General features: G+C 69.4%; 14 protein-coding genes. 6 read left to right on the forward strand and 8 right to left on the reverse strand.

The window, feature by feature from the left end:
- Positions 1–3: 3 nt before the first annotated feature.
- Together BLT23_RS05465 and BLT23_RS05470 are read right to left on the reverse strand one after the other, a co-directional pair.
- Positions 4–915, reverse strand: a complete 912-nt coding sequence (locus BLT23_RS05465; protein ID WP_090046241.1) for a CobW family GTP-binding protein — start codon at positions 913–915, stop codon at positions 4–6.
- A gap of 11 nt (positions 916–926) precedes the next feature.
- The gene (locus BLT23_RS05470) at positions 927–1,724 is read right to left on the reverse strand and encodes an LLM class F420-dependent oxidoreductase (protein ID WP_090046879.1); all 798 of its coding nucleotides are present in this window, start codon (positions 1,722–1,724) and stop codon (positions 927–929) included.
- Positions 1,725–1,815: 91 nt separating this feature from the next.
- Between BLT23_RS05470 and BLT23_RS05475 the strand changes: the two genes are divergently transcribed.
- From BLT23_RS05475 to BLT23_RS05485, 3 genes are read left to right on the forward strand one after another with little or no spacing between them, the layout of a single operon-like run.
- Positions 1,816–2,343, forward strand: a complete 528-nt coding sequence (locus tag BLT23_RS05475) for a hypothetical protein (protein WP_090046882.1) — start codon at positions 1,816–1,818, stop codon at positions 2,341–2,343.
- A 1-nt stretch (position 2,344) separates the two neighbouring features.
- Positions 2,345–4,270 carry a flotillin family protein gene (locus BLT23_RS05480; RefSeq protein WP_143035829.1) on the forward strand — a complete coding sequence of 642 codons (1,926 nt, stop codon included), beginning with the start codon at positions 2,345–2,347 and terminating at the stop codon, positions 4,268–4,270.
- Positions 4,267–8,706, forward strand: coding sequence for a DNA repair ATPase (locus tag BLT23_RS05485; protein ID WP_090046243.1), 4,440 nt, complete (start codon positions 4,267–4,269; stop codon positions 8,704–8,706). Before BLT23_RS05480 ends, BLT23_RS05485 begins: the two co-directional genes overlap by 4 nt.
- Before the next feature lie 229 nt (positions 8,707–8,935).
- Here the strand turns inward: BLT23_RS05485 and BLT23_RS05490 are convergent, their stop codons facing one another.
- Positions 8,936–9,433: a hypothetical protein gene (locus BLT23_RS05490; protein WP_143035830.1), complete on the reverse strand. Its 498-nt coding sequence runs from the start codon at positions 9,431–9,433 to the stop codon at positions 8,936–8,938.
- A gap of 82 nt (positions 9,434–9,515) precedes the next feature.
- Positions 9,516–9,926 (reverse strand): PPOX class F420-dependent oxidoreductase, encoded by a 411-nt coding sequence (locus BLT23_RS05495; protein ID WP_090046246.1) that lies wholly within the window; start codon positions 9,924–9,926, stop codon positions 9,516–9,518.
- Positions 9,927–9,960: 34 nt separating this feature from the next.
- On the opposite strand from BLT23_RS05495, the gene BLT23_RS05500 reads away from it, so the two are divergent.
- A complete protein-coding gene (locus BLT23_RS05500) occupies positions 9,961–10,773 on the forward strand; it encodes an oxygenase MpaB family protein (protein ID WP_245743653.1) in 813 nt (270 codons plus the stop codon).
- Between the two features lie 83 nt (positions 10,774–10,856).
- Positions 10,857–11,672, forward strand: coding sequence for a glutamate ABC transporter substrate-binding protein (locus BLT23_RS05505; RefSeq protein ID WP_090046883.1), 816 nt, complete (start codon positions 10,857–10,859; stop codon positions 11,670–11,672).
- Here the strand turns inward: BLT23_RS05505 and BLT23_RS05510 are convergent.
- Positions 11,669–12,727, reverse strand: a complete 1,059-nt coding sequence (locus BLT23_RS05510) for a L,D-transpeptidase (protein WP_245743663.1) — start codon at positions 12,725–12,727, stop codon at positions 11,669–11,671. The genes BLT23_RS05505 and BLT23_RS05510 overlap by 4 nt on opposite strands.
- 409 nt (positions 12,728–13,136) lie before the next feature.
- On the opposite strand from BLT23_RS05510, the gene BLT23_RS05515 reads away from it, so the two are divergent.
- Complete coding sequence (locus tag BLT23_RS05515) at positions 13,137–13,340, forward strand: cold-shock protein (RefSeq protein ID WP_030473173.1); 204 nt, start codon at positions 13,137–13,139, stop codon at positions 13,338–13,340.
- Positions 13,341–13,420: 80 nt separating this feature from the next.
- Here BLT23_RS05515 and BLT23_RS05520 read toward each other — a convergent pair whose 3' ends face one another.
- From BLT23_RS05520 to BLT23_RS05530, 3 genes are all read right to left on the reverse strand, one after another.
- A complete protein-coding gene (locus BLT23_RS05520; RefSeq protein ID WP_090046252.1) occupies positions 13,421–13,723 on the reverse strand; it encodes a hypothetical protein in 303 nt (100 codons plus the stop codon).
- A 725-nt stretch (positions 13,724–14,448) separates the two neighbouring features.
- On the reverse strand, positions 14,449–16,632 hold the full coding sequence (locus tag BLT23_RS05525; RefSeq protein WP_090046254.1) for a heavy metal translocating P-type ATPase: 2,184 nt from the start codon (positions 16,630–16,632) through the stop codon (positions 14,449–14,451).
- On the reverse strand, positions 16,632–16,838 hold the full coding sequence (locus BLT23_RS05530) for a heavy-metal-associated domain-containing protein (protein WP_090046255.1): 207 nt from the start codon (positions 16,836–16,838) through the stop codon (positions 16,632–16,634). The genes BLT23_RS05525 and BLT23_RS05530 overlap by 1 nt, the downstream gene beginning before the upstream one ends.
- Positions 16,839–16,888 lie beyond the last annotated feature (50 nt).

Raw genomic sequence — 16,888 nt, forward strand, 5'->3', positions numbered from 1 at the left:
CGGCTAGCGGGCGTACCGGAGCACCCAGAGCATGTCCTGCTCGGTGACCGGTCCGTCCGCCACGCACGCCAGCAGCCAGTCGGTCAGCGACTCCGGCTCGATGCCCGCCCCGATCAGCACCAGCTGAGTCGGGGCGTCGTCGTCGACGGGGGTGAACGAGACGGCCGCGCCGACGGTCTGGAGCATGAACGTGCCGAGCGGGAAGCGCACGAAACCCTTGGCACGGAACAGTCCTTCAGGGCGCGCGGCCAGGAAGTCCATGAATAGCTTGGGGTGGAACGGGTCCGGGCACTCGAACGACACGCTGTCGTAGGACGCGTGGGTGTGCGTCGAGTGGTCTTCCAGGTCGTCGAACGACAGCTGGCGCGGTCCGGTGTCCGGTGGCCGCACCTCGAACAGCAGTGCCGGGTCGATCCGGCCGAACGACACCGGGACCACCGGTGCCGCGCAGGGCAGCGATGGAACAGTGGAGACCCGGTCGACCTTGTTCAGCACCACCAGGTCGGCCAGCGCGAGGTCGCGTTCGAGGTGCGGCACGGCGTCGAGCTCCACCGCGTCGACCACGTAGATCAGCCCGCCGTAGGAGACGCCCGGCGACTGGAGCACCAGCCGGACGAGGGCCGACGGCTCGGCGAGGCCGGACGCCTCGATCACGATCACGTCGAGGTCGGCACCCGCCAGCTTGGCCAGCATCTCGTCCAGCTCGGTGCCGTCGACGGCGCAGCACAGGCAGCCGTTGGACAGCGACACCATCGAGTCGACCTGCGCCGACACCGCGAACGCGTCGATGTTGATCCGGCCGAAGTCGTTCACCACGACGCCGATCCGCGTGCCGCCGGACGTGCGCAGCAGGTGGTTGAGCAGGGTGGTCTTGCCGGAACCGAGGAAGCCGGCGAGCACGACGACGGGGGTCACGGCCTCCGAGGCTAGCCAACCAGCTCCGCGTTGCGCTCCAGCACCTCCTCGACACTCCCGCCGAGCCTCGGCGGGTAGATCACCAGCTCGTCGACGCCGAGGTCCTCGTACTCGCGCACGAGCGCGGGTGTGAGCGGTGCGTTCGCCGACACGCTGATCCGGAAGCCGTCCGGGCGTTCGGGGAACTTGGCGAGGTGGCCGCGGATCTCGGCGGGCGTGCCGATGCCGAACCAGCCCTGCGCACGGGTCACCGCACGCCGGAACGCCGCGCGGCTGTGCCCGCCGACGACCACCCGCACGTTGGACGGGCGGGGATGGGCGTCGATGCCGGAGAACGACACGAACTTCCCGTCGAACGACGGCGACGGCGCGTGCCACAGCTGGTCCATCGCGTCCAGGTACTCGTCGGTGCGGGCGCCGCGGTCGTCGAACGACACCCCGACCGCCGTCATCTCCTGCTCCAGATACCCGGCGCCGACGCCCAGCGTGAAACGGCCGCCGCTCAGCAGGTCCAGCGACGCCACCTGCTTCGCCAGCACGAGCGGGTTGCGCTGGGGCAGGATCACGATGCCGGTCGCGAGCTGTAGCCGGCTCGTCACCGCCGCGACGAACGCCAGATGGGTCAACGGGTCCGCGATCACAGTGTCCGGTTCGGACGGTGAGGGGTCGACGCGCGGTGACGGCAACACCACGTGGTCGGACGCCCACCACGAGTGATAGCCGAGTGCTTCCGCCAGCGCGGCCAGCCGCTTCGTCTCGTCGGGCGAGGCCGCGTCTCCGATGTTCAAGCCCTGCACAGCGATGTCCATGACCACCCAAACCATCGATTTGCATCGATCATTCCCGAAAGTGCAACGGAATAGGCCGCCAATGCATCAGAGTGTGCGAAGGGAGGCGATGATGTCCGAGTTCCTCGCCGCCGCGGTGGCGTTCCCGACCGTGGTGTTCAGCGTGCTGGTGCTCGTCGTGCTGGCGTACTGGCTCACGGTCGCGTTGGTGGGACTCGACTTCGACGCCCCCGTCCTTCCGCTCTCCCTCTCGGTGTTCGTGCTGGTGACCTGGTTCGCCGCGCTGGCGGGCACCGTGCTGACGCCGGAGGGCAACCTCCGCCACGCCGTCCTGATCGGGGCGCTGCTCGTCGGCGGCCTGGTGACGAGGATCGTCATGATCCCGGTCAGGAACTGGGCGAGGCCGGAGAAACCCGCTTCCCGCACCGACTTCGTGGGCCGCACCGCGATCGTCAGGACGGCGCGGGTCACCGAGACCTACGGGCAGGCCGAGGTCACCGCCGACGACGGCGGGACGGCGGTCGTGCAGGTGCGCGCGGCGACGAGCACCGAACTGAAAGCGGGTCAGACCGCGCTGATCTTCGACTACGACGCCGAGGGCGAGTTCTTCTGGGTCGTGGACCTCACCACAGGGGGCTGACATGGGTGCGATCTCTACGGGACTGGTCGTGCTGATCGCCGTGATCGTCGTTGTTGTGATCTTGGCGTTGATCACGCTGAGCAGGTTGTTCAAGAAGTGCGAGCAGGGCAAGGCGCTCATCGTCTCGAAGATGCGCAAGGTCGACGTCACCTTCACGGGCACGGTCGTCCTCCCGGTGCTGCACCGGTGCGAGACGATGGACATCTCGGTGAAGACCATCGAGATCCGCAGGGCCGGCAACGAGGGCCTGATCTGCAAGGACAACATCCGCGCCGACATCCGCATCACGTTCTTCGTGCGGGTCAACAAGACCGTCGAGGACGTCATCAAGGTCGCGCAGGCGATCGGCACCGAGCGCGCGAGCCACGAGGCCACGCTGCAGGAGCTGTTCAACGCCAAGTTCTCCGAGGCGCTCAAGACCGTCGGCAAGCAGCTCGACTTCGTCGACCTCTACACGCACCGCGACGAGTTCCGCGACCGCATCGTGCAGGTCATCGGCACCGACCTCAACGGCTACAGCCTCGAGGACGCGGCCATCGACTACCTGGAGCAGACGCCGCTCACGCAGCTCGACCCGGCGAACATCCTCGACGCGCAGGGCATCCGCAAGATCACCGAGCTGACCGCGATCGAGCACGTCAAGACGAACGAGTTCACCCGCCACGAGGAGAAGGAGATCACGCGCCAGAACGTCAGCGCGCGTGAGGCGATCCTGGAGCTCGAACGGCGCCAGGCGGACGCGGAGATCAAGCAGCGGCGCGAGATCGAGACCGCCCGCGCCCAGCAGGAGGCCGAGACGCAGCGGGTGCAGGCCGAGGAGCGCCTCAAGGCCAGCACGGCGTTCATCCGCACCGAAGAGCAGATCGGCATCCAGAACGAGAACAAGGCCCGCGAGATCGCCGTGGCGGAGAAGAACCGCGAGCGCGTGATCGCCGTCGAGACCGAGCGCATCGAGAAGGACCGGATGCTGGAGGTCATCGCCCGTGAACGCGAGACCGCGCTGCGCGACATCGAGAAGGAGAAGGAGCTCGAGCACGAGCGCCGCGCCATCGCCGACCTGGTGCGCGAGCGGGTCGCCGTCGAGAAGACCGTGGCCGAGCAGGAGGAGAACATCAAGCGGCTGCGCGCGGTCGAGGAGGCCGAGCGCGAGCGCCAGCAGATCGTGATCCGCGCCGAGGCCGAGGCGCAGGAGTCGCTCGTCAAGGACATCAAGGCCGCGGAGGCCGCCGAGCAGGCCGCGCAGCACAAGGCCCGCGAGGCCGTCGTGCTCGCCGAGTCGCGCCAGCAGGCCGCCGACCTGGAGGCCCGCGCCAAGATCCGGCTCGCCGAGGGCATCCAGGCCGAGTCGGCCGCCGCCGGTCTCGCGAGCGTCCTGGTCAAGGAACGGGACGCGGAGGCGATCGAGAAGGTCGGCCGCGCCGAGGCCGTGGTGGACCGCGAGAAGGCGCTCGCCGACGCCGAGGGCATCAAGGAACGCCTGAAGGGCGAGGCGGAGGGCCTGTCGCACAAGGCGGAGGCCATGGCCGCGCTCGACACCGCCACCCGCGAGCACGAGGAGTACCGCCTGCGGCTGGAGGCGGAGAAGGAGATCCGGCTCAAGGGCATCGACGTGCAGCGCCAGGTCGCCGAGGCCCAGGCGATGGTGCTCGCGGCCGGTCTGGAGAAGGCCGACATCGACATCGTCGGCGGCGACACGATGTTCTTCGACAGGATCGCGAGCTCGATCACCGCGGGCAAGCAGGTCGACAGCTTCGTCGGCAACTCCGACGTCGTGCAGGCGCTGGGCGCCAAGTGGATGGACGGGTCGGCGAGCTTCCCCGAGGACCTGACCAAGATCCTCAGCTCGTTCACCACCGGTGACGCGCAGAACATCGCGGCGGCGATCGCCCTGACCCAGATGGCCAAGAACAACGGTCAGCCCGCATGACGGTGGCCGACGCCGCCGGACTGGACGCCGGCACGTACGAGGTGCTGCGGGCGAGGCTGGCCGACCAGGCCGCCGCGCTCGCCCGCGGCACCGAGGCGCTGAACGCCCAGCGCGTCGAGACGTTCGGCAGCACGGCTCTCGAACTGGTCGCCACCGAGCGCATCCGCACCGAGAACAACTGCGTGCCGCGCGACATCGTGGCGCTCGGCGACGTGATGTTGTTCGGCTACAACGTCTTCATGGGCCTCAAGCCCGAGACTGCGGTCAGCGACGTCTTCGCGGTGCACGGCAGGGACTTCGGCGCGGCCGAGGCCGAGTTCCTGAACGACCCGAGGTTCCGCGACGACTTCGCCGAGCTCTACCGGTACTACCGGGAGACCCGGCTGTTGCAGCTGCGGGTCGTCGAGCAGCGGCTGCTCGCGGTGTTCCAGACCGGTGCGCGGATCGAGGACATCCGCGTGCTGCGCTGGGACATCGCGGTCGACGGCACGGTCACCTACGTCGACAACCGCGGCGACCGCGACCACGTCTTCCCGCCCTCGCACGACTTCGAGTGGGTCGAGACGACCCGCGAGCAGCACGTGCTGGGCAGGCACCCGCACATCGCGATCGACAACGAGGTCTTCGTCGAGACGGTCGGCGGCACGCTGACCGTCAAGATCGAGAACAACACGGAGACCGGCGAGGGCATCTACTCCGAGCCCGTCGACGAGCCGTTGCAGAGCCTCGCGGACGCCGACGTGCAGTACGCCCGCGTCGGCCCGCTGATCCTGCTGCGCATCCTCCCGTACAAGGAGACGGTGCGGCGGCACCTGGTGTTCAACACCCGCACCAAGGTCGTCACCCGGCTCGACGGCATCGGCCAGGCGTGCCAGCGGCTGCCGGAGGACCAGGGGATCATCTTCCCCGGCGGCTACTACCTCGTCACCGGCGCGGACAAGACGTTCGACGTCGACGTGGACGACCTGGAGTTCGAGCGCGTCGTCCGGTCCGCCAACGGCGAGGACGTCCTCTACGTCTTCCACGCGCGCCGTGAGGGCCGCAGCCTTCTGCTGCCCTACAACGTGATCCGCAAGGAGGTCGCGACCCCGCTGGTGTGCCACGGCTACTCGCTCTTCGCCGACGGCACGCTGGTGATCTTCCGCGAGACCGGCTCCGAACCGGTGCGCGTGCACCCGATGCAGGTCTGGCGCACGCCGTTCGTGCAGGACGAGGTGCTGCCCGACCAGGCGGGACCGCTCGCCCGCATCGGCAACGCCGAGCTCGTCCGCGGCATCTCGGACTGCCTGTCCATCACCAGGATGAGCGCCGAGATGACGCCGAGCGCGCCGGTGTTCGAGGGCCTGATCGCCCTGTGCACCAGGGTGGTCGACGGCGTCCACTGGCTCGACGAGCTGGGGCTCAAGCAGGACGTGCTGGCCGTGCGCGCCACCGCCGAGCAGGTGCTCGACGAGTTCGAGGCCGTCCGCACGCTCACCGAGCACGCCGCCGAGCAGCTCCACGCCGCCGCCGAGAAGCTCGCGAGCCTCGTCCGGCTCTCGCGGTCGGCCGCGCCCCGCAGCGCCGACGAGTGGGTGCGGCTGCTGGCCGACCTGCGCTCGGCCCAGGGGCGCCTGATCACGCTGAAGGACCTGAAGTACGTCGACCTCGACGAGATCGACCGCCGCGAGGCCGAACTGGTCGAGGAGCTCGGCGCGGCGGCACGCAGGGCCGTCGCGTTCCTCAGCGGTGAAGGCGCTTTCGACCAATACCACGAGGAGATCGCGCAGATCGCCGACGCCGAGCTGCGGACGGCGGCCGAGGCGACGCCGTTGCGCGAACGGCTCGCGCAGCAGCAGGCGGGGCTGGAGGTGCTGACCGAGGTCGTCAGCACGCTCGACGCCGCCGATACCACCACACGCACGCAGATCCTCGCGAGCATCGGCGAGGTGCTGGCCGCCGTCAACCGCGCACGGGCCACTGTGGACGGACGGCGGGCACGGCTCGCCAACGCCGAGGGCAGGGCCGAGTTCGCCGCGGAGTTCGCGTTGCTCGGCCAGGCCATCACCGGCGCGCTGTCGGTCGCCGACACGCCGCAGCGCTGCGACGACCAGCTCGGCAGGTTGTTGCTGCAGCTGGAGAACCTGGAGTCGCGGTTCGGCGAGTTCGACGACTTCCTGACCCAGATCGGCGCCAAGCGCACGGACGTCTACGAGGCGTTCTCCGCGCGCAAGCAGACCCTGCTCGACGACCGCGCGCGCAAGGCCGACCGGCTCGTGCAGTCCGCGGAACGGGTGCTCGGCACGGTCCGCAGGCGCGTCGGCAAGCTGACGTCGACGGACGAGATCAACACCTACTTCGCGGGCGACCCGATGGTCGCCAAGGTCCGCGCGGTCGCCGACCAGCTGCGTGAACTGGGCGACGTGCGGGCCGACGAGCTCGACGCCGGTCTGCGCGACGCCCGGCAGGAGGGCGGCCGGGCGCTACGGGACAGGGCCGACCTGTACGACGGCGCGTCGATCGTCCTCGGCCGGCACCGCTTCCCGGTGACGACCGAGCCGATGAACCTCACGCTGGTCCCCCGCGACGGCAGGCTGTTCTACGCGATCACCGGCACCGACTACCGCAGTGAGGTCACCGACGCCTCCTTCGCCGCCACCAGGCCGTTCTGGGACCAGCTGCTGGTCTCCGAGACCCAGGACGTCTACCGGTCCGAGCACCTGGCGGGCTGCCTGCTCGCCGAAGGCCGCACGGACGTCGTGAACGCCGCCGCGGAACGCTACGACGAGGGCTACGAGAAGGGCGTCCACGACCACGACGCCGAGAAGATCCTCGCTGTCCTGCAACGGCTTCACGCCGGTGCCGGGCTGCTGAGGTACCCGCCCGCCACCCGTGCCGCGGCCCAGGTCTTCTGGGCGGGGCAGCCGGAGGAGCAGCGCGCGGTGTGGGCCCGCAAGGCCGAGTCGCTCGCCCGCGCCCGCACGATCTTCGGTGGCACGCACGGGATTCCCGAGCTGTGCGCGCAGTTCGGGCTCGACGAGCTGGCGTCCGAGTACCTGTTCGAGGAGCTGGCCTGCGAGCCCAGGGGGTTCGTCACCAGCAAGGCCGCCCGCACCGTGATCGACAGGTTCCGCGCGGCCGTCGACGAGGACCTGCACGACCGCGACCTGATCGAGGCGTGGCTGCGCGCGTTCCTCGGCGACGAGGACTGCCCGGAGTTCCCCGAGGTCGTCGCCGTGCTGCTCACCGACCTGCCGCGGTACGACTCCAGCGCCGCGCTGTCCGAGACCGTCACCGGCCTGCTCGGCACGCACCCGCGGATCGCCGACCAGGCGATGGAGGTCCGCCTGGACGAGACGCTGACCAGGCTCAGGACGTTCCGCGCCGAGCAGGTGCCCGCGTTCCGCGCCTACCAGCGGCAGCGCGACGAGCTGCTGGCGGAGGAACGCCGCCGGCTCCGCCTGGACGACTACCGGCCCGCGGTGCTGAACTCGTTCGTGCGCAACAGGTTGCTGAACGAGGTGTACCTGCCGCTGATCGGCGACAACCTCTCCAAGCAGCTGAACGACGGCACCGGCCTGCTGATGCTGATCTCCCCGCCCGGCTACGGCAAGACGACGCTGGTGGAGTACGTCGCGAACCGGCTCGGCATGGTGTTCGTCAAGGTCAACGGCCCCGCGCTGGGCACGGGCGTCACGTCGCTCGACCCCGAGGACGCGCCGGACGCCACGGCCCGCCAGGAGGTCGAGCGGATCAACTTCGCCTTCGCCTTGGGCAGCAACGTCCTGCTGCACATCGACGACATCCAGCACACGTCACCCGAGCTGTTGCAGAAGTTCATCTCGCTGTGCGACGCGCAACGACGGGTCGACGGCGTCTGGGACGGTGAGGCACGCACGTTCGACCTGCGGGGCAAGCGCTTCGCGGTGTCGATGGCGGGCAACCCGTACACCGAGACCGGCCGCGCCTTCCGGGTGCCGGACATGCTCGCCAACCGCGCGGACGTGTGGAACCTCGGCGACGTGCTGTCCGGCCGGGAGACCCAGTTCGCGTTGAGCTACCTGGAGAACGCGTCCGGCTCGAACCCGACGCTCAACGGCGTCGACGTGGAACCGCTGGTGCGCCTGCTGAACGGCGAGAGCGTCAGCCACGACCACGAGACCGTCGAGCTGGAGCGGATGCTGTCGGTGCTGCGGAAGCTGCAACGGGTCCAGCAGGTCGTGCTGCGGGTGAACCAGGCGTACATCGCGTCCGCGGCGGACCCCGGCGGCGAGCCGTTCCTGTTGCAGGGCAGCTACCGCAACATGAACCGGATGGCGGCGCGGATCGTCCCGGCGATGAACGACGCCGAGGTCGAGGCGTTGATCGACGACCACTACCTGGGCGAGGCGCAGCTGCTCGGGTCGCGCGCCGAGTCGAACCTGGCCCGGCTGCGCGAACTCAAGAACGCGGTTTGACGCGCTTCCGCGAGCGCTGTCCGTAACACCCCGTCCCGCTAACAACGCACTTTCGTGTTTCCCGCCGGGTACGCGGGGGCCCCGCGTGTCCGTGGACAGTACGCGGGGCCCCCGCGTACCAAAGCGGCGTCACGTAGAGGAGGCGGCGACACCCTGGCGGATGACACGCGGGCGGGTGGGAGGGGAAGGGCGGGGAGGGAAGGGCGGGACAGAACCTCTCGCGCGGCGCTCAGCCCCTGTCGCAGCCCAGGCCGAGCGGGTCGTCGTCCTTCGGCCCGCGCGGGTCGCCGGGCCGGAACGGGGGCGGCAGCAGGTCGCAGAGCTCACCGGTCACGAGCGGCCGGTCCAGGCAGCGGTCGAACGTCTCGCCGGGCAGGAGCTTCGCGTCGCAGCGCAGCAGGTCGAACACGGTCGGCGGCTTCGGCTTGTCCGGGTGCGCCGGGGGTGGCGGCTCCGGGGCGGGCGGGGGCTGCCGCACGGGAGCCTCGGTCTGCACCGTCGTCAGCGGGGACGGCGGCGGCGCGGGCGTGTTCGGCTTCACGACACCGACGGCGGGGACGGTGGTCGTGGCGGTCGCGGTGACGACCTCGGGCGACGGGGGCGGTGGTGCGACGAGCCGGACGTCCACGGGCTTCTCCGGCGGGGCCGCGAACAGGGCGGCGACCACGGCAGCGCCCGTCAACCCCGCCACGACCACCAGATGGCCGCGGCGTCTGACACCAGTCATCGCTCCCGCTCCCCAGGTTCCGCACGGTAGCCGCCGTCCCCGTGGAATCGCACCGGCGGCTGACCGCGTTACGGCCCTGGCGTCAGCCGGTCTTGTCGGGTCCCGCGCCGGTCAGTGCGATGCGCAGCACGACGCGCTGCTCGCGTTCCATGGCGGCGCGGTAGTCGTCCCAGTCGGGGTGCTCGCCGGAGACCGTCCGGTAGTACCGGACGAGCAGGTCCATCGCCTCCGGCAGCGGCACGACCGTCGCCGTCCCGGTGAGCTGGATCCAGCGGCCGAAGAAGCTGTCCGGCAGCACGCACAGCCAGACGTTCGGGTCGCGGCGCACCTGTTTCGTCTTGTAGGCCGTCTCCCGCGTGGAGACGAGCACGTCACCGTTGTCGTCCAAGGCGACGAGCACCGGCGACATGGCCGGGGTCCCGTCCGACTTCATCGCGCAGAACACCGCGCGGTGCTGGCTGCGGAGCACGTCCCGTGCCTGGTCGAGATCCATGGTCTTCATCTTCGCGAGGCGCGACGATGTCCGCATGCCCGATCCGAACTCCGTGAGCTGGCAGATGCACGCCGACCCGACGATGTGGATCGCCGGGATAGCGAGCCTCTACCTCCAGGCGCTGCACCCGATGGCCGTCGCCGGCGTGGTGCAGAACTCGAACTTCCAGGCGGACCCGCTCGGCAGGCTGAAGCGGACGGCCGACTTCGTCGGGCTCGGCGTCTACGGCACCGACGAGCAGATCGCCGCCGCGGCGGCACGGGTGCGGGCGACGCACCGGAGCCTGCGCGGCGTCGTGGACGGCCGGACGTTCCGGATCGACGAGCCCGAACTGCTCCTGTGGGTGCATTGCTCGGAGGTCTACTGCTTCCAAACGGTCCTCGACCGCGCGGGCTACGGCCTGACCGACCGGCAGAAGGACCTTTACTACGCCGAGCAGAGATTCGCAGCAAGTTTGGTCGGATTACACCCGGATGAAGTACCAGGATCGCGTCGCGAGATGGCCGACTACTTCGATCGGATGCGCCCGAAGCTCCGCCGGACGCCCGATTCCGATGTGATCTACACCTTCCTGCACGGCCCTCCCGTCCGGGGATTCGTCAGGCACGGACTCCCCGTCTACCGCGTCCTGGTAGGCCACTTGGCCTACTCCGTGCTGCCTGACTGGGCTGTCGAGCTGCACGGTCGCGCACCGTACGAACATGCTGATCTCTGGCTCAAAATGATGCGCCGAGCTGGGCTTTTGGTGCCGGGCAAGATCAGGAGGATGGCCCCTCCCGGGCACCTGAGGCACGCCATCGAGCGGCTCGGCAAGGATGTGACGCCGAGCAGGCGCAAACTTCCGTAGTTGTCACACGTCACAGTTGATCATCGGCGCAGGTACGTAGCATTGCCCACGACTCCACACCCCTGCTCGGAAGGTTCGTCGTGATCCGTCGTGCCGCGCTCCTGATTGCCGTTGCGGTGCTCGCCACCGCCTGTGGAAGCGGAGACTCCAGCACAGTCATCGGACGTGCTGGCTCCGGGAAGCTGACCATCGGCATCCGCTACGACCAGCCGGGTCTGAGCGAGAGGCGCCTCGACGGCAAGTTCGTGGGCTTCGACGTGGACGTCGCCAAGTACGTCGCGAACGAGCTGGGCGTGAAGGAAAGCGGCATCACGTTCAAGGAGGCCCGCGGCGCCGCCCGCGAGTCGATGCTCGAGACCGGTGAGGCCGACCTGATCGTCGCCTCCTACTCGATCACCGACGCCCGCAAGGAGAAGGTGTCGTTCGCCGGCCCGTACTTCGAGACCGGTCAGGGCATGCTCGTCCGCTACACCGAGACCGAGATCCAGGGGCCGGAGACCATGAACGGCCGCAAGCTGTGCTCGGTCAAGGGGTCCACGTCCGCCCAGAAGGTGACGACGGACTTCTCACAGAACGTGCAGATCGTCGAGTACGGCCAGTACTCCGACTGCGTGGTCGCCCTGATGGCGGGCAACGTCGACGCCGTCACGACCGACGAGGTCATCCTGGCCGGCTTCGCCGCGGAGAACCCCGAGCTGCTCAAGCTCGTCGGCAACACGTTCTCCACCGAGCGGTACGGCATCGGCGTGCCGAAGGGCGACGAGAAGTCGCGCGCCGCCGTGAACGACGCCATCGCGAAGATGATCACCAGCGGGGAGTGGAAGCGGGCCCTCGAACGCAACGTCGGCCCGTCGGGTTACGAGATCCCGCAACCACCCCGCATCACCGAGAAGGACTAGGACGCCACCGCGGACTTCGACGTCCACTCGGCCCAGTCGAACACCCAGTCGTAGTAGTCGCCGTCCGACGCCTGCATCGGGACCGACGACCCGACGACCTCGACCGGGTCACCGATCATCGTGAGGTCGTAGAAGATCTTCGCGTTGGCGCCGGACAGGTTCGCGCAGCCGTGGGAGACGTTCTCCTTGCCCTGCGACGGGATCGTGCCGTTGTTCTCGTGCACGAACTCGCCGTTCTGCGAGATCAGCACCGCCCACGTGACGGGGATGTCCTTGTAGCCGAAGACGGCGTTGGTCATCGTCCGCGCGGCTTCCTTCTGCTGCACCACGTGGATGCCGTTGCGGGTCTCGGCGCGCTTGTCGCTCTCCATCCCGTACGACGCCGGGAAGTCGTGCAGCAGCGTGCCGTCGCGGTAGATCTCGAACCGATGGGTCTGCGTGTTCGCCTTCGCCACCAACGCCCGGTCGGCGATCTTGAACTGCGCGTGCACGTCCTCGGCGCCATAGGCACCGCCCCCGAACGGCACCCCGTACACGTCGATGTCGACCTTCACCTCGGTGTTCGGCTTGAAGTACTCACGCGGCCGCCAGTGCGCCTCCCGGTCCGACAGCCAGGCCCAGGCCCCCTCGGTCGGCACCGACGTCGTCACGGTCATGGCCTTCTGCACCGCCGCCTTGTCCTGCACCGGCGCGCTGAACGACACCTTGACCGGCATCGCGATGCCGTACGTCTGGTGGTCGCCGACGTTCAGCGACGCCTTGGTCAGCCGCTGCGGCTTGACCGTGCGGAACGACCCGGTGACCGGCACGTCCGCGCCGTCCCGGCCCTTGGCAGAACCGGACCACGTGTACGACTTGTCGTACCCGAGGTCCTCCGTCGCGACCCACCTGTCACCGGTCAGCTCCCCCTCGACCACCCGGCCGTCGGCACCCGTGAGCGCGACCGACGTCAGCTCGCCGCCAGTCACGCCGACCTGGAATGGTCCAGCCGGACTGACGTCCTCACCCGACGCGGGCGTCACCGCGACCGCCGCCTTCGCCTTCTCCTCCTGCACGACCGGAGCAACCTCGGACGGTGCTCCGGGTGCGCCGCCGCAGGCGCCCAAACCCAGCAGTGCAACCAAAATCAGTGGCCGGAACACGTGCTCTCCCCAAGATCCCCTCGTAGCTGCTGAGAGGACGCACGGACCCCGGGGGACGTTGCGCAGCGAATTGCGCTCACCCGCTCGGACCAGCGGCTTTCGCCCTGTTGAAGCAATCAACCGGCCAGTAATGACCGTAGTGCTATGACCAATCACACGTTAGGCTGACCCGCGCAGGCCGTGGTTTCTGTGTTCGTGCTTCACACGCTCGCGGAACGACACGCGGGCGTGCTGTGCGCTCTCACCGAGCGAGCTGAACGCCCCCGGGACGGCCGGGGTTGCACGGTGCAGCCCCAAGCTTTCCTGCGATGGAGGCAGGTACATGGCACAGGGCACTGTCAAGTGGTTCAACTCCGAGAAGGGCTTCGGCTTCATCGCCCAGGACAACGGCGGCGCAGACGTCTTCGTCCACTACTCGGAGATCCAGGGTCAGGGTTTCCGGACCCTGGAGGAGAACCAGCGCGTGGAGTTCGAGGTGGGCCAGGGCACCAAGGGTCCGCAGGCGCAGAACGTCCGCGCGATCTGATCGATTCGCCGCAACACGGGCCGTACGTGAGAAGGACCCTCCGCCGGGCTCGGCGGAGGGTCCTTCCTCGTTGAGGGCGGCTAGTGGCCGCGCTGACGCGCTTCCCACTCCAGCCGCTGCATGACCCACTCCGTGGCCAGGGCCTGCGGTGAGGTCTGCCGTTCGGCGGCGAGCTCCTTGAGCTGCTCGTTCGCCATGAGCTGCAGCCGCAGCTGGTACACCTGCGAGCTGCCGAAGCCCGACGCGGTGGTCTCGTTGTCCGAGTCGGGGGCCAGTGCGGCCAGGTAGGAGGTCAGCTCCTCGTCGGGCACCGACTCCTGCTCCGGTGCGTCCGCGGGGCGGTGGCGGCCGGACTTGGAACGGCCGAGGGATCCGATAGGCACCGGAACACGATAACGGCTCGGTCACGCAACCCAAACCCCTGTGACCCGCCTCACCGCAACGTGTCACTGGCACCCACGCAGAGTGGCCTGGTCAGCGCCCCGCAAGGACGGACGTGTGGCGCACCGGGTGAGCGGTACGGCAGAGGGAGGTCGGCAGGGGGGAGGTCGGCAGGGGGAGGTCGGCAGGGGGAGGTCGGCCGAAGGAGAGCCAGTGGAGGGGGCGGCTGGGCGGCGGGTGCCTGGCGACGGGGGGCGGAGGTGTGGGACTGGGGGCTTGCGCCGAGGGGTCTCTCGCATCGGGGGCACTGGTGGCGGGGAATTTCGCGAAACGCAAGCACCTCCGCACGGCTAGGCGCGAAGCGCGAGCAGCCCCCCGCACGGACAGGCGCGGAGCGCGAGCAGCCCCCGCACGGAGACGGGCCCGGGACACCTACGCCCCCACTGCCGCCGCACCACACCAGGCTGGTCAACCTACCGGGGGGTCCGGGGGGCGAAGCCCCGCCGGCTGGGGGTCTGGGGGCTCGGCCCCCAGAAGACGCTCCGAACTCCTGAAGGCGGCGAAGGGCGAAGCCCGAGCAGCCTCCAGGAGAAGGAGGAGGCCCCCGCGCCAGGGGGAGGAACGCGGGGGCCGGAGGGGATCTCCACAGGCGCTGACCGGGGGTGTGTCAGCTTTTGGATTGTTGCACGCGCACGTTGCCGTTGGGGAGTGTTCGTGCCGAAGATTCTCATCCTGCAGAAGGTCGGAATCCGCGCAGTCGCAAGCTGTTGCTGACCACGAACACGCTGCTGAACGCCATCGCGGCGCCGGCGATCATGGGGTTGAGCAGTCCGAGTGCCGCTAGTGGAAGTCCAGCGACGTTGTAGGCGAACGCCCAGAAAAGGTTGCCCTTGATGATGCCCAACGTCTTGCGGGACAACCGGATGGCGTCGGCCGCGGCGCGGAGGTCGCCTCGGACCAGGGTGAGGTCGCTTGCTTCGATGGCGGCGTCGGTACCGGTTCCGACGGCCAGGCCGAGGTCTGCGGCTGCCAGGGCCGGTGCGTCGTTGACGCCGTCGCCGATCATGGCGACGACGCGGCCTCGGGCCTGGAGGCGTTGTACGGCAGCGACCTTCTGGCCTGGCAGTACTTCGGCGATGACCTCGTCGATGCCCACTTCGGCGGCGACGTCGACGGCCACCTGCCTGGTGTCGCCGGTCAGGAGCACGGGGTGCAGGCCGAGGGCGCGTAGTTCCCGCACTGCTCGGGCGGAGGTGGGTTTGACGACGTCCGCTACGACGATGAGGCCGACAACCTTGTCATCGAAGGAAACGGCGACGGCGGTCCGGTTGGGGTGGGCGGCCAGTTTTTCGGCCAATTCCGCAGGAACGGAAACCTCGCGCAGCCGGCCCACCGCGACGCGTCGTCCTTCGACCACTCCGCTGACACCGATGCCATCGGTGGAAACGAACTGAGAAACGGGAAGCACTTCGTCGGCTTCGCGCACGATCGCGGTGGCGACGGGGTGTTCCGAGGCGTTTTCGACGGCCGCGGCGAAACGCAGTACTTCGGCGCGGGGGACTTCGCCGGTGGGGATCACGTCGACCAGGGTGAGGCGGCCGGTGGTGACCGTGCCGGTCTTGTCCAGCACCACGGTGTCCACGCGGCGGGTCGACTCCAGGACCTCGGGGCCCTTCACCAGGATGCCCAGCTGGGCGCCTCGGCCGGTGCCCACGAGCAGGGCGGTGGGGGTCGCGAGGCCCAGTGCGCACGGGCAGGCGATGACGAGGACCGCCACCGCCGTCGTCACGGCGAACTCGAGCGGGCGGCCCGCGAGCAGCCAGCCGCCGAACGCCAGCAGCGCGATCACCACGACGACGGGGACGAACACGGCGGACACGCGGTCGGCCAGTCGTTGCACTCGCGCCTTGCCGGCCTGGGCCTGCTCGACCATCCTGGCCATCCGCGCGAGCTGGGTGTCCGCGCCGACGCTGGTCGCCTCGACGACGAGCCTGCCGCCCGCGTTGACGGTGCCGCCGACCACCGCGTCGCCCACGCCGACCTCGACCGGCACGGACTCGCCGGTGACCATCGAGCTGTCCACGGCCGAGCTGCCCTCGACGACCGCACCGTCCGTGGCGATCCGTTCACCTGGACGGACGACGAACCGTTCGCCGACACGGAGCTGTGCGATCGGGACGCGGGACTCCACGCCGTCGCGCAGCACGGCCACGTCCTTGGCGCCGAGAGCGAACAACGACCTCATCGCGGCGCCCGCGCTGCGCTTGGACCTCGCCTCCAGCCAGCGGCCGAGCAGCAGGAACACGGTCACGCCGACCGCGACCTCGAGGTAGATGTCACCGGAGGCCGACATCGCCGCGGGGCGGAAGAAGCTGAACTCGTGCCGCATGCCGATGGTCCCGGCCTCGCCGAAGACCAGGGCGTAGAGCGACCACAGGTAGGAGACAGTGACACCCATCGACACGAGGGTGTCCATCGTGCTGGCACCGTGCCGGGCGTTCACCGCGGCCGCGCGGTGGAACGGCCAGCCGCACACCCACACGACGACGCTCGCCAGGGCGAGCGCCGTCCACTGCCAGACGGGGAACTGCAGGGCCGGAACCATCGACACGACGATCACCGGCACACCGAGCACCGCGGCCAGCGCGAACCTGAGCCCCAGCTCACCGGACTCGTCCGGCGTCTCGGGGCGCGGTTCCTCGGCGTCGTACCCGGCCGCGCGCACCGTCGACACCAGGTCGTCGACGCGCAGGCTGCCGGGGAACTGGACGCTGGCCTTCTCCGTCGCGTAGTTCACGGTGGCGGAGACGCCGTCGAGCTTGTTCAGCTTGCGTTCCACGCGCCTCGCGCAGGAGGCGCACGTCATGCCGCTGATCGACAGCTCGACGTGGCGGGGCTCGGTCGTGGTCATCAGGCGACCTGGTAGCCGGCCTCGGTCACGGCGGCGACGACCTCGGAGCGGTCGAGCTCGCGGTCGCTCGTCACGGTGACCGCGCCGGTCTCCAGGACGACGTCGACGCCCGTGACGCCGGGGACCTCGGTCAGCTCCTCCGTGACGGAGCTGACGCAGTGGCCGCAGGTCATGCCGGTGACGGTGTACGTGGCGGTGACGGACATCGGAGCCCTTCCTCTCTACGGGGCTCCGAGTCTATACCCCCCTGGGGTAC

It is taken from the genome of Lentzea fradiae (assembly GCF_900100955.1).
GTDB lineage: Bacteria > Actinomycetota > Actinomycetes > Mycobacteriales > Pseudonocardiaceae > Lentzea > Lentzea fradiae.

Excerpts from the sequence above, each read along its gene's own strand:
- BLT23_RS05490 (WP_143035830.1), bottom strand. The coding sequence starts at position 9,433 with ATGACTGGTGTCAGACGCCGCGGCCATCTGGTGGTCGTGGCGGGGTTG.
- BLT23_RS05530 (WP_090046255.1), bottom strand. The coding sequence starts at position 16,838 with ATGTCCGTCACCGCCACGTACACCGTCACCGGCATGACCTGCGGCCAC.
- BLT23_RS05495 (WP_090046246.1), bottom strand. The coding sequence starts at position 9,926 with ATGGATCTCGACCAGGCACGGGACGTGCTCCGCAGCCAGCACCGCGCG.
- BLT23_RS05525 (WP_090046254.1), bottom strand. The coding sequence starts at position 16,632 with ATGACCACGACCGAGCCCCGCCACGTCGAGCTGTCGATCAGCGGCATG.
- BLT23_RS05475 (WP_090046882.1), top strand. The coding sequence starts at position 1,816 with ATGTCCGAGTTCCTCGCCGCCGCGGTGGCGTTCCCGACCGTGGTGTTC.
- BLT23_RS05485 (WP_090046243.1), top strand. The coding sequence starts at position 4,267 with ATGACGGTGGCCGACGCCGCCGGACTGGACGCCGGCACGTACGAGGTG.
- BLT23_RS05515 (WP_030473173.1), top strand. The coding sequence starts at position 13,137 with ATGGCACAGGGCACTGTCAAGTGGTTCAACTCCGAGAAGGGCTTCGGC.
- BLT23_RS05470 (WP_090046879.1), bottom strand. The coding sequence starts at position 1,724 with ATGGACATCGCTGTGCAGGGCTTGAACATCGGAGACGCGGCCTCGCCC.
- BLT23_RS05480 (WP_143035829.1), top strand. The coding sequence starts at position 2,345 with ATGGGTGCGATCTCTACGGGACTGGTCGTGCTGATCGCCGTGATCGTC.
- BLT23_RS05500 (WP_245743653.1), top strand. The coding sequence starts at position 9,961 with ATGCCCGATCCGAACTCCGTGAGCTGGCAGATGCACGCCGACCCGACG.